Source organism: Arthrobacter sp. SRS-W-1-2016 (assembly GCF_002009585.1).
Taxonomy (GTDB): Bacteria; Actinomycetota; Actinomycetes; order Actinomycetales; family Micrococcaceae; genus Arthrobacter; species Arthrobacter bambusae_A.
In genome coordinates this window covers 33201-47820 of sequence record NZ_MTPV01000064.1, presented here as the reverse complement: position 1 = coordinate 47820, position 14620 = coordinate 33201, and the positions used below count along the sequence as shown (strand labels likewise).

The window sequence follows — 14620 nt, the reverse complement described above, 5'->3', positions numbered from 1 at the left end:
TTCGCAGGTCATTAGTATTTGACCCCCATGTCTGACAGATGCAGGGCGACCCGCGCGCTGAATACTTCGATTTTTGCCTCAATATCACCGACCGTTTCGTCGTACCGCTCGCCAAGCTCCTTGATTCGGGCCAACAGATTGGAGGTCAGCTTCGTAATTTCTCCGGCGATGCCACTGGCGATGGACTGCTGCCACTTGTCGTCAAGAACCAGCTCCTTCACGCCCTGTTCTGTGAGCTTGCCGTATTGGGCGAGGACATTGCTGTCAAGCTTGGTTTGTGCGTCCTTGGCAAGCTTCTTGGCTGCTACTTCACCGTTATAGAGCCTGAGCAGGTGTTCAAGGGTTTCGATCTCTTCCGGGTCGCCGTGTTCACGTTTGGACTCTTTGAGTCGTGCAGTGACTAGGGCCTTACTGATCTTGCCATCGTCCATGGCATCGGCGAGGAGCCCCTCTTCGACGGCGTGCTCTTCCGTGTGCTCCTCGATCTGGCGAGCAGCTTGGTCCGCGACGGCAGTCAGCTCGTCGATGTGTGCCTGCTCCTTCGCGAAGAAGCGGTTCACGATCAAAGCGGGCGGGATCAAGTCCATCTTGAACTTGACAGCCGATCGGCCCGCTCCGACCACGAGATCCGGGGTTTCGGAAATCTTGCGGTCTTTGTCTTCGATGGTCTTGCGTGGTTTGGCTGCGTTCAGCCAGCCCTCGTGCATGACCAGGAAGATGTCGTCGTGCATCGTGCCATGCCAGTACGTCATGAGCTGCTCATAGATGTCGTACTCATCCAGCAGTGCCGTGCTTTTGAAGCGGGATAGCAGGTCGTCGCCTAGTTCGACGACTAGATCGTTGGGCTTCGTGTTCTCGTCGATTGATTCCAGCACAGCGCGGTGAGCGGTGTGCCAAGCCGCAAGTTCAGCGCGGACGTTGTCGAAGAATCCGGAGAAGTCATCCGAATCCAGGATGGCCTGCTGCACCTCCGAGATATCGACGATCAGTTCGCTGTATCCCACACGATCGGTGTTCTTGAATAACTGCTGCCGCAGCGACGGGAAGGCGTCCCAGCTAGCACTTAGGGCATCAATGTCGCGGTTCGGGATACCACCGTGCAGATGCGCATAAAGGTCCTGGACGTCTTCAGGTTCGGAGGAGTCGATGTAGCGCGGGATGTTGAGGTTGAAGTCGTTGGAGTCATTGCCAATCTCAGATAGGGGCACCATGCGCGAATAGCGCACAAGTTCCTCCTGCTTGGTAAAGACGTCGACGATCTTGTGCATGTCCTGGGAACGAAGGCGGTTCTTGTTACCGTCTTTCAGGAAGCCCTTGGACGCGTCGATCATGAAGACGCCAGTGCGGCTTTGGGCGTTTTCCTTGTCGAGCACGATGATGCAGGCCGGGATGCCGGTGCCATAGAACAGGTTGGCAGGAAGGCCAATGATGCCCTTAATGAAGCCACGCTTTAGGAGTTGCTTGCGGATGGTGGCTTCCGCGTTGCCGCGGAAAAGGACACCGTGGGGAAGGATGACCGCGGCCTTGCCCCTGCTCTTCATCGATTTCAGGACGTGGAGAAGAAATGCGTAGTCACCGTTCTTTTCAGGTGGTGTGCCGTATTCAAAGCGGCCGAATTCGTTCTCCAGGCCGTTGCTCCAAGACTTGAGAGAAAACGGCGGGTTGGCCACGATGAAATCGAAAGTATCGAGGCTGCCGCCCTTGGTGAACTGCGGGCTGGTGATCGTATCGCCCTTGCGGATGTCAGCGATCTCATTGCCGTGCAGGATCATGTTCATTTTGGACAGCGCCCACGTGGCGTTGTCCTTCTCCTGGCCATAGACAGTCAGTCCGTTGCGTGATTCGGCCGCAACTTTAAGCAGCAGCGAACCGGACCCACAGGTCGGGTCGTAGACCGTGGCTGAACGCGGCGTATCCGGAGTCACGCTGATTAGCTTCGCGAGCACGCGTGAGACCTCTGCCGGCGTGTAAAACTGTCCCTTTGATTTGCCGGACTCAGTGGCGAAATGACGCATAAGGTATTCGTAGGCGTCCCCAAGGAGGTCGTCGCCCTCAGCCCTGGAGCCACGGAAGTCAAGTTCCTGGAAGATGGTAATTAGCTTGGAGAGCCGGTCTTGCATCTCTTTGCCTTTGCCGAGTTTTTCCTCGTCATTGAAGTCGGCGAGGTCGATGACCTTCTGCAGGTCATTGGTTTCAGCGAGCTTGGCGATGATCTTGTTGACCTTGTCGCCGATTTCCTTGTCGCCCTTGAGTGCGATCATGTCGTCGAATGAGCCTCTGGCAGGGACCTCGATCAGCGAATTCCGATCGGTCTTAGCTTTGTCTGAGACATACTTCACGAACAGCATCGTCAAGATGTAGTCCTTGTACTGGCTGGCATCCATGCCACCACGCAGTTCGTCGCAGCTCTTCCAAAGCGAGCTGTACAGGTCCGACTTTTTGAGAGCCACTACCACGCCACCGCCGATCGGGTAGCCTCGGCTACCGGCTGATGTCCGGTTGAGTTCTGTTGGCACACGCTATTCATTCATTCACTCCATTTGCCCCGTCGCAGTCGCGGGGCGACGCATAACACTTGATACCAACGTACTTGCTGCCTCTGACATTACCGGGCACGCTAGGCTGCACCGCCGGGAAGGTGTCGTCGTACAAGGGAGCGCATGCGAGGGAAGACCCGAGCAACTGGTCGGTCTACTCGCCCATGACCCCTCAAAGCGCTCGGGCAGCGCCGTCCTACCCTGCTTCTGGTCTACGCCGGCAATACGTAGGACAGCCAGGCAACCAGGTTGCTCTCTGAGCGCGCATGGTGGATTGACAGGACCGTTGAGATTCCGATTGGGACACCGGCTTTCGTTGAGCTTCGTTTTCGAAGGTGACTAGCCGTACCCGGAAAAGGTCGGGAGCAACAGCCTCGATTTTCGGAATGGCCAAATCGAGTCCGCAGCCGGCCTCAGACCTAAAGGAGCACCTTCAAAGATCGGCGTCGTCTGCCACAAGTTTTCATCCCAAAACGTCGGGTAAACGTCGGGTGAGCCCCCATATCAGCCACGTAAAAGGCCCTCCGCCCCCACGTTTCCGCAGGTCAAAGGGCCTTCACTGTGGAGCTAAGGGGATTCGAACCCCTGACCTCTTCGATGCGAACGAAGCGCTCTACCAACTGAGCTATAGCCCCTGGTCAACTGTGCATTGCCAGTGCCCCTAGGCTACAAACTATCTTCGCGCTTTGCCAACCAGGACTCGAACGTGTCTGTCCCGGTCCGCTGGCTTGGGACCAGATTCAGCCCGTTCCGAAGATATCTGCCCATCTCCCCCGGCAACGGCACCTCCACGAGAAGCCCGGCACGGCCCGACGCCTTGCGCCAGATCTCAGCGAGTTCGCGCATGGTCCGGATGTCCGGTCCGCCGATGGTTCGCGTCCGGTGCCGCTCTTCTGAAGGCTCACGCAACGCCTCGGCAAGCAACTCGGACGCCACATCCGCCGGCGAAATCGTTTGAAAGCGCGCGCCCTTGAAGACCGGAATGAGGCGGACTTTCGAGCCCGCCTGGAAAACCACCGTCACGAGGCTGTGGAATTGGGTGGCCCGCACAACAACCGTCTCCAGCGACGAGAGTGCGTAGACCCGCTCCTTGTCTGCTTTGGAGACATAAAACGCCGCGCTGCTCTGGTCGCAATTGATGATCGAGAGGAGAACGGCCTTTCGGACTCCCGCAACGGTGGCCGCGGCGAGCAGGCGCGCGCCGCCGTCGGCGAATTTCCTCCGCGCTCTTCCGAATTGCCCTTCCAAGCAATCGATCACCACATCGGCCCCCTGCAGGGCTTCGGCCAGCCCGGCACCTGTGGTGACGTCAGCCTGAAAGTAGCGCGCGCCGTCGTGATGGACTGGTGACGCGCCCGACGGCGGGCGGCGGCTCAGCACCGTCACGTCGAGCCCGGCGTCGAGCGCCAAACGGACGACTTCACGGCCCACTTGTCCCGTGCCACCTGCCACGCAGACGGTAGTCACTGGAGGTTATGCCCGGCGGCGCTGCAAGACGTCGTCGAGGTTGCTGAGGCCACTCTGGGGCTTGCCGTGCTGCGCCTGGACCGACGCGCCCGCGGACGGTGCGCTGGCTGGCTTCAACGTCGGCTTGCCGAGGGGCTTGGGAGCCTCAGGCAGGTCAAGGGGCTCGGGGGCGGGCCGCGGCGCCTTGGCGGCATCGACGTATGTTGGTTTGGGGACGTCCACGGGCTGCCATTCAGCTTCCTTGGATTCCGCAGTAAACCGGACTGTGTTGTCGCCGGCGGCGACAGCAACATTGAGGGCGGCTTGACGAAGTTCGACGGCGGTCAGGCGCGTCGCTTCACGGGCGTGGGCTTCGGCGTCGAAAATCTTGGTCGCCGGACGGTCCGTTGCAGGAGCGCTTGCGCGGGGGCTCTCGGCTGGAGGAGCCATCGCGTTCCGGAAGGCCTTGTTCATCTTCGCCCTGCGGTCCCGGATGGCCAGTCGGCGAAGCAGGAAGACGGTCGCGACCACGCCGACTATGCATCCCAGCGGCAGCCACGCGGAAACGAGGCCAAGAATGCGGAGGACGCCGGAAACGGCAGCCGCGAGCAGCAGGAGAACGGCAGCAAGGGCAAGGGCACAGCGCCCGTATCTGACTTTGAAGACCGCTGTTTCCGATGCAGCATCACGCCGTTCGCCGGCGCCGGCCGATACCTCGGGCAATGCGGTTGCGGTGCTCTGCATGGTTTCCATTGCTTTCTCCTGCCGAGGGGTGATTGACAGAACCACCCCGGCTTGCAGTTCATGAGCGTCTTCGTCAATAACATCTGTTGGGAAGTCACCGGCCATCTGGATGTGCTGGCGACGATTCCGCAGTATGTATGGCGCAACCCAAACGATCCACAGCGCGACAGCAATGACCAATATCACCGAGCTGCTGAGAGGGAAGTCCACAATCAAAACCGTAGAAGCAAATAGCCGGAGGCCACCGCATTGCCAACGGTGTGTCGTCGGAGAGTCGGCAAATCAATGGACTTATGACCCTTATTCGCCGAAAGCGGCTAGTTGGCTCCGTGCCGAAGCCAAGCGGCCAGCAAGCCTCCGGGGACCTCTTCCGAGGTCAACGCAAAGCTTCGATGGTCAGCCCATTCTCCGTTGATGTGAAGGAAACGCTCGCGGCGCCCTTCGTCGCGGAATCCCAACTTCTCGACAACTCGCAGGCTCGGCCCGTTCTCCGGCCTGATGTTGATCTCCATCCGGTGCAAGCCAAGGGCTTTGAAGCAATGGTCGGTGGCCATGGCAACCGCAGTGGGAGCTATTCCGCGGCCGGCCCGGGCCTGGTCCACCCAGTAGCCAAGCGTGGCCGTCATCGCCGATCCCCACATGATCGAAGAGACCGTCAACTGCCCTACGATCCTAGGCTCCTGGAATCCAGGAATACGCTCCGTGATCACAAAGGGGAGCGCACTCGCTTGCCGGGCCTGGGCGTTGAGGGAAGCCACCATCTGCCGGTAGTTGGGCAGGCGACCACCCGGGGCCGGGTTGGAGGCTTCCCAAGGCGCCAGCCAATCACTGTTGCGTGAGCGGACCTCGGTCCATTCCTTCTTGTCCCGGTAATGAATGGGACGCAACATGAGGTCGCCGCATTCGAGCGTCACCGGCCATATGGCCGACCCCCACACAAGGACCTACTTGCTGAGGCCGGCGGCAAAGCCCGGCAGCCACTCCCGCAGTCCAGGCCCGAGGTCTTCGCTGTCGCATGCGAGCTGGACGCAGGCTTTGAGGTAGCTGAGCTTGTCTCCGGTGTCGTAGCGACGGCCACGGAAGACGACTCCGTAGACGCCGCTGCCCTCACCCTCGCCGGCAGCCAGGACCTGAAGGGCGTCCGTCAGTTGGATCTCTCCCCCACGGCCCGGTTCGGTCTTCTCGAGAACGTCGAACACCGAGGGGTGGAGTACGTACCGGCCGATCACGGCCAGGTTGGACGGAGCTTCGTCGGCCGCAGGCTTTTCGACAAGTTGCTTGATGCGGACGTAGCCGTCTTCACCGATGTCCTCGATGTCCGCGCAGCCGTAGGCGCTGATCTGGGAGGGCTCGACTTCGATGAGGGCCACAACGGATCCACCGGTTTTGTGCTGGACCTCGATCATGTCGCTGAGGAGCGTGTCCCGGGCGTCGATGAGGTCGTCGCCGAGAAGAACCGCGAAAGGTTCGTACCCGACGTGCTGCTTTGCACGCAACACTGCGTGTCCCAGCCCCTTGGGGTCGCCCTGGCGGACGTAGTGAATGTCGCCGAGGTTGCTCGTGGCCTGCACTGAGTCTAGCTTGGTGATGTCTCCCTTGGCCTCCAGCGTCGCTTCCAAAGCCGGTACCCGGTCGAAGTGGTCTTCCAACGCACGCTTGTTGCGGCCTGTGATCATGAGGACGTCATTGAGTCCCACGCTCACAGCTTCTTCGACAACATATTGGATGGCCGGTTTGTCGACTACCGGGAGCATCTCTTTGGGCATGGCTTTAGTGGCAGGCAGAAACCTGGTGCCGAGTCCGGCTACAGGGATAACGGCCTTGCGGACGGCGCAGTTATTGGAAGTCACCGGACTAATCTAACGGAAGTAACTGGACAATGGGCAAAAAGGAACGGGCCGGACCCAAAGGAGCACACCGTTCCTTCCCCATCCCTGAGCCGCACAGCAGCGGGAAATGGAGCAAAAGTGACTTTGAAAGACGACATCCGCCGGGACCACCGCAAGCGCCGGCTCTCCTTGACCGGGCAACAGCGCGCAGAGGCTGGAGCGGGGATTGCCCGCCGGGGCGTTTCATGGGCGGCTGGTGTTGCCCATGGGAGACCCGCGACTTTCGCGGCCTATCTCGGAGTGGCTGCCGAGCCGCCCACCATGCCTTTGCTCGCTGCGCTCCATGCGGCCGGGCACAGGATCCTCCTTCCCGTGTGCGAACCGGAACGGCGTCTGAGCTGGGTCTATTGGACACCGGAGACCGCTTTTGTCCGCTCAAAGTATGCCCCGATCGACGAGCCGGCGGGCGAACGTTTCGACAGTGACGTCGTCAAGGATGCGACCGGAATCTTCCTGCCGGCCACCGCCGTCGATGAGGGTGGAAACCGCATCGGCCAAGGGGGCGGTTACTACGACCGGCTCCTCGACAAGCTCGACGCCGACGGGAACCGTCCGCCGACTGTGGCCGTCGTCTACGACCATGAAGTACTGCCTGCGGGGACGATCCCGGCCGAACCGTTCGACAAGCCGGTGGCGGAGGCACTCACCCCACACCGGATCGTCCAGCTCGTTCGGCCCGCATGATGAGGCTTTACCGGCCTGTCTGCTTCGCCACATTCCGTAGTACCGGTCCCGACGCCGGATGATAGAATTGGCACTCAGGCCCTGGGACTGCTAATGGACGGAACAATCCGCCCCGGCAGCACAGGACCTGCAGTTCGTCCCGGAGGAGGATCACCAGTGCCCACTTACGCCTATGCCTGCAAAGACTGCGGACATGCCTTTGACATCGTTCAGGCTTTCACGGACAGCTCCCTGTCCGACTGCCCTGAGTGCCAAGGATCGTTGCGCAAGAAGTTCAACAGCGTGGGCGTTGTTTTCAAGGGATCGGGCTTCTACCGCACCGACTCCCGGGACTCCAAGGGAAGTACTGTTTCGGCCGCTCCCGCGGCACCTGCCGCATCTCCGGCTCCGGCGTCCGTTCCTGCGGCTGCCGCGAGCTGATTCCTGGGTTCCAGTTGCCCCCGGTTTTCCACATAGCTCGCCGTTTCCACATAGCTCAGTAAGGCCCTGCCATGCGCCTTAGTGCCCGGTTAGCGTGGCAGCATGCCCGCAACCCCGAACGCTTCCCAAGGCCCCGGTTCAGCATCGCTTGGCTTCGGTCCAACCAGGCCTTCATCGATTCCACGCAATAGCCTGCTGGGGCCGATTGCCGCGTCCCACACCCGCCGCCTTCGGGGTTTCCCCTCCAAAGCCGGAGGCCACTTGGGTCCTCCCAAGAGACAGTACAAGCACCGCACCTTCGCTAGCTGGCTGAACCGCAACCGTCGCCTCGTGGTGGCACTCCTGCTATGCGTGGCGGTCGGGGTCGCAGTCCATCAATTGACTCCTGCTTCGGAGCAGCGAGCCATCGTCCTGGCCGCCGAGCGGGATCTTCCTGCGGGGTCCAGTTTGACTGATTCCGACCTCAAACCACTCGAAGTCCTTCCTGCCGGAATCCCAGCCGGGGCGCTCACCCCCGGCACTGCCTATAGGGGAAAGCAGCTCGCCTCGCCCCTGCAGAAGGGGCAGATCCCCACAGACGCGCAGATCCTGGGACCCGGCCTGCTGACCGGCACCGCACCCGCGACGGCGGCCGTTCCGCTGCGCATGGCCGATCGCGCTTCTATTCAACTCATCTCGCCGGGCCAATTGGTCAACGTTGTGCTCACCGCGGCCGACGGGTTCGAAGGGCCCGGCAGGAAATCAGAACTCCTGGCGGCTGCGGTCCCGGTTTTGTGGACGTCCGCACAGGGAGGCACGGCCGGCCAATGGTTGGGCACGAGCGAGGCGGACGGCCTTGTGGTTGTCGCTGCCAATCCGCAACAGGCCGAAATCCTGGCCGGGGCTTCCACACGCGGGAAACTGTTCTTTGTCCTCGTCAGTCCCCCAGGTAACCGGTAGTGCGAAACCCCGCCGGAGAGTCACCACCATGATGGTCCATTCAGCCCCAGTGCGGGGGCCTTTGTTCCTTCAGCCAAGCGTCATGGTCGTAGCTGGATTCATCGCCCCAACGGCGCGGATCGTCCTCGGAAGCTTTCTTGGGCAGAATACCTTCTCCTGCCGGCTTCCGTTCCGGTGCGGGCTTCACTTCTGCCTTCTCCTGCGTGGCCAACTCGGTATCAGCGTCTGCCGCTCCGGCACTGGTGTCCGCGGGCGGCCTGGAATGAGTGCTTTTGCTTTCCGCCATTGCGTTTCCTTAGGGGATAGCCGGACCCGAGCCAGCGCCTTGCGCGCCGCTGGACCTGGCCGCGGAGGGTTCCGCCTGGCTATTCAGTTCCAATTGTTCAACATCGATGTCCAGGAATCCATCCTGGACATCACCATACGATGGCGCCACAGGCTTCTCGAGTCCCAGATAGGATCCAATGCGATCCGCGCAGGACGAGGGATCCGTGAATACTTCGATGGTCCACAGCGACATGTAGCGCCAGCCAAGGCGTTCCAGGAGCTGTGGCCGGAGCCTGCTGCGCTCCCTGACGCTCATGCGGCGGTATCGTTCCGTGCCATCCGATTCAATGGCCACCGGCGTAGGCATTTCGCTGTCATCCCGGCCGATCGTGTGCACGGGATCGGCCGCCGCGGCGATGTCCAGGACCCCGTCATAGTGGTGCCACACGCGCGCTCCCCGGGCTCGGAGCCGCTCGCCCAGATCCGCCACCAACGGATCCTCGCCGAGCGCTTGCTCGCTGGCGGCTGCCCTGGTGGCCGGAGTCCCCAGATCGGAGTTCCCCGACAGTTCACGGTCAAGGAGTTCATGGAAGTCGACGGCGCCGTGGGCCAGCCGGTCAAGATCGAGGTCTTCCGGACGGAAGCAGCTCAGGACGTGCATGGACCTTCGGGAGCGGGTCATAGCCAGGGCAAATTTGTTTCGCCCGCCTTCGACGGACAGGGGGCCGAAACTGTGCAGCGCCCGGCCATGCGGGGTGCGCCCGAAGCCCAGCGAGAAAATGATGTGGTCGCGGACCAGTCCCTGCGCGCGCTCCAGATCCACCACACGGAAGGACTCCGCGCCGGCGTTGAAGAAACCCGAGAGCAGCGGATAGTTGGGAAGTTGGAGCCGGATGGCTTCGCCGATCCTTGCGGCATGGCGCAGGCTTGCGGTGACCACGGCGAGCGAGGTCCGCGGCCGGAGACTGGCGTGTTGAAACACCAGGTCAACTACGCGGTTCACTTCGGCGGCGACAGATTCGACACCCTCGTGGTCGGCGCCAGGCAGGCCGGTGCCGTCCGGGATGTATTCAACCACCACCGAGCGGTCCAGCCCCGTGACGGACTGGCCGTCCGGCAATCGACGCAGGCCGCCGTCGTAGTAGTTCTTGCTCAACTGCAGCACGAGGTCCTCGTCAACCGCCCGATACACCCAGTTCAACTGCCACGTGGGCAGGACCCGGGCCAAGGCACTGAACGCACTGTCCACGGTGTCCTGGCTCGCGGCACCGGCCATGGGCGGCTCCACCGCAACGCTGAACGTGCGGGCGTTGCCGATCTTCGCGTCGCCGAAGGCAATCACTTGGTGGGCTCGCGCGATGGCAGGCAGCACAGCCTGCAAGGACGTGCTCTCGGCATCGAGAATCACCACCGCATCGAACTTCTGTTCGGCAGGCAGGAGGCTGGTTAGCAAGTACGGACTGATGGACCACACGGGAACGAGCCGGGCTACGAGGGCAGGTGCCTGGGCGCTCAGCGCCGAGAGGGTTACGCGGCCATCTTTGATCAGGTTCCGCAGGAGTTCCGATTGGCGGGGATGTTCAGCGATTCCGGCCCGCCACATTTCGGCGAGCCTCCACCGCAGCCGGGCAGCTCCACTGGCGATGTGCGCGTGGTCCGCCAGACGGTACTCGGCTTCAAGCCGGCGAAGGGAATCGCCGTCGGACATCGCGAGGTAGTCGTCGCCGCTGATCATTGCTTCGAGGGCGGACTGCCACCAGGCAAGGTCCAGTTCCGCGGCAACGGATTCGGCAGGCACTTCCCGTTCGGCCAAGTCCGCAAGAAGCTCGGCGAGCCCATGCTCGCGCATGTTCTCGACCAGAAGCGTGCGCTCGGGAAGCGTTTCCAGGGTGCCCGTGTCGGCGACAAGGCGCTCAAGTCGTTCCACGAGCTCTTCGTAACGGCTCGCGTGCAGGTCGCCGCCGGCGGCCGTGTGCTTGAGGCAATCTCCCAGACGGCGGAGATCCCTGTCCAGTTCGCGGTAGCTGGCGCCCAAATCCGCGAGGCCGGATGGCACTGCCGGATGACGCTGGGTAGTGGCGTACTGGGACCACAGGGCCCGTTGTTCCTGAACGAGAGCCAAGGAGCTGTGCAGATCCGCAATGTGGACACCCGGGCGCACATATTCCTTTGCCACGCGGCGCAAGCGGGAGCGCTGCATCGAGGGCATCTCAAGGCCCCGCTCACGGCGCCAGGCGGAGGTAGCCGTAGCCGAAATCAGATCGTGGACCGGCCGGTCAAAAATGTCCGGGGTGAATTTGTCCAGGCTTTCCCGTACCGCCATCAGGAGCTCAAGCTGAGCGCCCCATTCGGCGAAGTTCGCCCCAAGCCGGATTTCGGAGTGTTCCGCGAGCTGGTTCATCCGTTCCCGCAGTTGGGGAAGTTGTTCCGCGGCGCTACTGGCCAGTTGCTGCGCTTCCTCGGTCTCCTTGCGGGTGACCAGGCGCGCCCCATACCAGGGGCTCGACGTCGATGCCCGGCTGAAGCTGCCAAGCTCGGCGGCGCGTCGCAATCTTTCAGCCAGCTCAGCCCGGTCCTTGATGTTGTCCAAGACACTGCGCTTCAAGCGCACCGTCGTGGCGGGAGCGGGTTGGATGGCGGTCAGTTCCGCGAGCGATTGCATGGCCTGGTAGGGCGAGCATCCCCAGCGCTGGCGTACGTTGTGCAAAGACGCGACATGGTCCATGAGGGCATGCCGGTGCTCGGTCAAGGTCTTGCGCAGGTTGGCAAGCTGGGGTTCCAGCGACTTTTCGTTGCGGATGATGGCGCTGACGAGCTGGCCCTTGAGCTGCTGCGGAGTGGCACCGTTGCCCGGCCTGAAGACCATCGACTCGAGGCCCAGGGCTTCAAAATGGCCCGCCAGACCGTTGAGGCTCGCTCGCCGGTCGCCCACGACGAGCACCGATTTGCCCTCGTTGACGAGGGCGCCAATGGCATTGATGGCCGTTTGCGTCTGGCCGCTGCCTGGCGGGGTGCTGACCACCAGCGAATCGCCTGCCCGCACGGCATCCACGACGTACTGCTGGTCCGAGTCCGCATCCAGGAGGAGCGACTCTTCAGAAGGGTCCCGCTCGTCGAGGTTCGGGAACCTTCCGGACTTGATGGGCTCAGGTTCCACGTCCCCGCCGTTGGCGGCTTCGAACAGCGATGCAACGATGCTGCTGTTCTCGTTGATCCAGGGGTCTTCCAAATTCCCGGACAGATCTGCCAGCGTCGTGATGAGGAGATTCGGGGTGACCTCGGCACCGTGGATCGGCTGCACCAGCGTGGCAAGACGGTCAAGGACCGGCAGGGGGTCAAGTCGTGCGGTGTTGTATGCCATACGGCTCACGGCATTGACGTCAAAGACGATGCCATGGACGGTCTTCAAATGCCGGACCAATGCGGGGTTGATGCCCGCTTGTTCGGTGAGTTGCAGCTCGTAGTCGTCTTCGCCCGGCCGCGCCGTGAGTGAGATGGCGGCCAACATGACGGGGGCGGAGACGCGTTGGGGCTTTCCGCCCACGGCCGAGGTCCACACGACCGTGCCGCAGGACAGGTAACCGGCGTCGATCCCCCGGTCGTTTCCCAGTTCGAAAATCTTTGAGCGAAGGTTCCTGGCAGCCCGGGCGGCAACAAGATACTGCTGGCGGTCCCGGATCAAGGTGGAAAGCCGGGTGCGGCGCCCCGCGAGGAGCTGCGCCAGGCCTGATGGGTGGCCGTTGCTAAGGTCTATCGACCCTTCCGGCGTCTTGACGAAGCGCAGCATGGTGTCCGCGCCAGTCACGGGTTTGAGCCCGGACAGCCATTTCCGAAGCTCTACGGAGCTCTCTTCGTGGCTTTGACCTACTGACACCGCTGCCTTCTTTTCTGTTCTAGCTCGAGACGACTTGGACCAAATCGGCATACTTTCGAGGGTAGCGGGAATCCACCGGCAGTCCGCACCGCAACACTGATGGAAAGGCAAATTACCCCTGATTTGAGGGGAAAAACAAAGTGACCGGTCCCTCTAACAGGGACCGGTCACTCAGGATGCTATTCCCACTCGATGGTTCCCGGCGGCTTGCTGGTAACGTCCAGTACCACGCGGTTGACCCCGTCAACCTCGTTGGTGATCCTGTTGGAGATCCTGGCGAGGAGGTCATACGGCAGCCTCGACCAGTCGGCGGTCATGGCGTCCTCGGAGGAAACCGGGCGCAGTACGATCGGGTGTCCGTAAGTGCGGCCGTCGCCCTGCACGCCAACGCTGCGGACGTCGGCGAGGAGTACGACAGGCATCTGCCAGACGTCGTTATCGAGTCCGGCCGCGGTGAGTTCGGCCCGCGCGATGGCGTCCGCCTTGCGAAGCAGCTCGAGCCGTTCCTTGTTCACTTCGCCGACGATGCGGATACCCAGGCCGGGTCCGGGGAACGGCTGGCGTCCGACGATTTCCTGGGGCAAGCCGAGCTGGGCGCCTACTGCGCGGACCTCGTCCTTGAACAGGGCGCGGAGCGGTTCAACAAGTTCGAACTGCAGGTCCTCGGGAAGACCGCCCACGTTGTGGTGGCTCTTGATGTTCGCGGCACCTTCGCCGCCGCCGGATTCGACGACGTCCGGGTACAGGGTGCCCTGGACGAGGAACTTGATGCTCTCGCCTTCGGACGCGGCCTCGGCGATGATGGCCCGCTCGGCTTCCTCAAACGCGCGGATGAACTCGCGGCCGATGATCTTTCGCTTGGTCTCGGGGTCGCTGACCCCGGCCAGCGCCGACAGGAATCGCTCCTGCTCGTTGGCGACATAGAGGTTGACGCCGGTTGCGGCAACGAAGTCACGTTCGACCTGTTCGGCTTCACCTTCGCGCAGCAGCCCGTGGTCCACGAAAACGCAGGTCAGCTGATCGCCCACGGCGCGCTGCACGAGGGCTGCGGCTACGGCCGAGTCGACGCCGCCGGAGAGGCCGCAGATGACTTTGGAATCGCCGACCTGCCGGCGGATCCGGTCCACTTGCTCTTCGAGGATGTTGCCCGTGGTCCAGTTGGGCTTCAGGCCGGCACCGTTGAACAGGAAGTTCTCCAGAACCTGCTGGCCGTGCGCCGAGTGCTTTACTTCCGGGTGCCATTGCACGCCGTAGAGATGCTTCTCTTCGTTCGCGAAAGCTGCCACAGGTGCGCCCGCAGTTGTAGCCAGGACTTCGAAGCCCTCAGGAGCTTCGTGAACCGAGTCTCCGTGGCTCATCCAGGTGTTCTGGGAATCAGGAACGCCGGCAAGGATGGACCGGGCTTCGCCGACAGTGGTGGCCTCGGTGGCGCCGTACTCGCGCAAACCGGTTTGCGCGACTTTGCCTCCGAGCGCGTTGGCCATGGCCTGGAAACCGTAGCAAATGCCGAAGACCGGCACGCCGGCCTCGAAAAGGTCCGCGCCGACCCTCGGGGCACCCTCGGCATAAACGCTGGAAGGTCCGCCGGAGAGGATGATCGCTGCCGGGTTCTTGGCCAGAAGCTGCTCGGTGGTGAACGTGTGCGGAACAATTTCCGAGTACACATTCGCTTCACGGACGCGGCGGGCAATCAGCTGCGCGTACTGGGCACCGTAGTCAACAACCAGCACCGGCTTCTGGGAAGTCTGAGCTTCAGAACTGAAGGATGCGGTGGGAGTAGTCACCGTAACAGCCTACTTTGCCGGGATGCCCCGGTGCAC

10 protein-coding genes, 1 tRNA gene and 1 pseudogene are annotated in these 14620 nt (G+C 62.3%); 4 read left to right on the top strand and 8 right to left on the bottom strand.

Annotation, left to right across the window (positions count from 1 at the left end):
- Positions 1–11: 11 nt before the first annotated feature.
- The 4 genes from BMF89_RS16460 to BMF89_RS16445 form a co-directional block, all read right to left on the bottom strand.
- Complete coding sequence (locus BMF89_RS16460) at positions 12–2450, bottom strand: type I restriction-modification system subunit M (RefSeq protein WP_078108194.1); 2439 nt, start codon at positions 2448–2450, stop codon at positions 12–14.
- Between the two features lie 649 nt (positions 2451–3099).
- A tRNA-Ala gene (locus BMF89_RS16455) sits at positions 3100–3172 on the bottom strand.
- Positions 3173–3203: 31 nt separating this feature from the next.
- Positions 3204–3989 (bottom strand): NAD(P)H-binding protein, encoded by a 786-nt coding sequence (locus BMF89_RS16450; protein ID WP_290439681.1) that lies wholly within the window; start codon positions 3987–3989, stop codon positions 3204–3206.
- A 21-nt stretch (positions 3990–4010) separates the two neighbouring features.
- The gene (locus tag BMF89_RS16445; RefSeq protein ID WP_306873814.1) at positions 4011–4736 is read right to left on the bottom strand and encodes a hypothetical protein; all 726 of its coding nucleotides are present in this window, start codon (positions 4734–4736) and stop codon (positions 4011–4013) included.
- 51 nt (positions 4737–4787) lie between these two features.
- Here BMF89_RS16445 and BMF89_RS22470 point away from each other — a divergent pair, with 51 nt between their 5' ends.
- Positions 4788–4961: a hypothetical protein gene (locus BMF89_RS22470; protein ID WP_253190864.1), complete on the top strand. Its 174-nt coding sequence runs from the start codon at positions 4788–4790 to the stop codon at positions 4959–4961.
- 83 nt (positions 4962–5044) lie between these two features.
- Here BMF89_RS22470 and BMF89_RS16440 read toward each other — a convergent pair whose 3' ends face one another.
- Both BMF89_RS16440 and galU read right to left on the bottom strand, forming a co-directional pair.
- Positions 5045–5617 (bottom strand): GNAT family protein, encoded by a 573-nt coding sequence (locus tag BMF89_RS16440; protein WP_171983522.1) that lies wholly within the window; start codon positions 5615–5617, stop codon positions 5045–5047.
- Between the two features lie 54 nt (positions 5618–5671).
- Complete coding sequence (galU, locus tag BMF89_RS16435; protein ID WP_078108149.1) at positions 5672–6577, bottom strand: UTP--glucose-1-phosphate uridylyltransferase GalU; 906 nt, start codon at positions 6575–6577, stop codon at positions 5672–5674.
- Positions 6578–6694: 117 nt separating this feature from the next.
- Here galU and BMF89_RS16430 point away from each other — a divergent pair, with 117 nt between their 5' ends.
- The 3 genes from BMF89_RS16430 (at position 6695) to BMF89_RS16420 (ending at position 8659) form a co-directional block, all read left to right on the top strand.
- Positions 6695–7300 carry a 5-formyltetrahydrofolate cyclo-ligase gene (locus tag BMF89_RS16430; protein WP_139359708.1) on the top strand — a complete coding sequence of 202 codons (606 nt, stop codon included), beginning with the start codon at positions 6695–6697 and terminating at the stop codon, positions 7298–7300.
- A 156-nt stretch (positions 7301–7456) separates the two neighbouring features.
- Positions 7457–7720: an FmdB family zinc ribbon protein gene (locus BMF89_RS16425; RefSeq protein ID WP_059387425.1), complete on the top strand. Its 264-nt coding sequence runs from the start codon at positions 7457–7459 to the stop codon at positions 7718–7720.
- 102 nt (positions 7721–7822) lie between these two features.
- Positions 7823–8659, top strand: a complete 837-nt coding sequence (locus BMF89_RS16420) for an RcpC/CpaB family pilus assembly protein (RefSeq protein WP_078108148.1) — start codon at positions 7823–7825, stop codon at positions 8657–8659.
- 40 nt (positions 8660–8699) lie between these two features.
- Here BMF89_RS16420 and BMF89_RS16415 read toward each other — a convergent pair.
- Together BMF89_RS16415 and guaA are read right to left on the bottom strand one after the other, a co-directional pair.
- Positions 8700–12851, bottom strand: a pseudogene (locus tag BMF89_RS16415) (AAA family ATPase).
- 128 nt (positions 12852–12979) lie between these two features.
- Positions 12980–14584: a glutamine-hydrolyzing GMP synthase gene (gene guaA, locus BMF89_RS16410; protein ID WP_078108147.1), complete on the bottom strand. Its 1605-nt coding sequence runs from the start codon at positions 14582–14584 to the stop codon at positions 12980–12982.
- Between the last annotated feature and the right edge of the window lie 36 nt (positions 14585–14620).

Bases quoted from the DNA above. Each gene is read 5' to 3' on its own strand.
- BMF89_RS16445 (WP_306873814.1), bottom strand. From the start codon at position 4,736: ATGGAAACCATGCAGAGCACCGCAACCGCATTGCCCGAGGTATCGGCC.
- BMF89_RS22470 (WP_253190864.1), top strand. From the start codon at position 4,788: ATGAGCGTCTTCGTCAATAACATCTGTTGGGAAGTCACCGGCCATCTG.
- BMF89_RS16440 (WP_171983522.1), bottom strand. From the start codon at position 5,617: ATGTTGCGTCCCATTCATTACCGGGACAAGAAGGAATGGACCGAGGTC.
- BMF89_RS16420 (WP_078108148.1), top strand. From the start codon at position 7,823: ATGCCCGCAACCCCGAACGCTTCCCAAGGCCCCGGTTCAGCATCGCTT.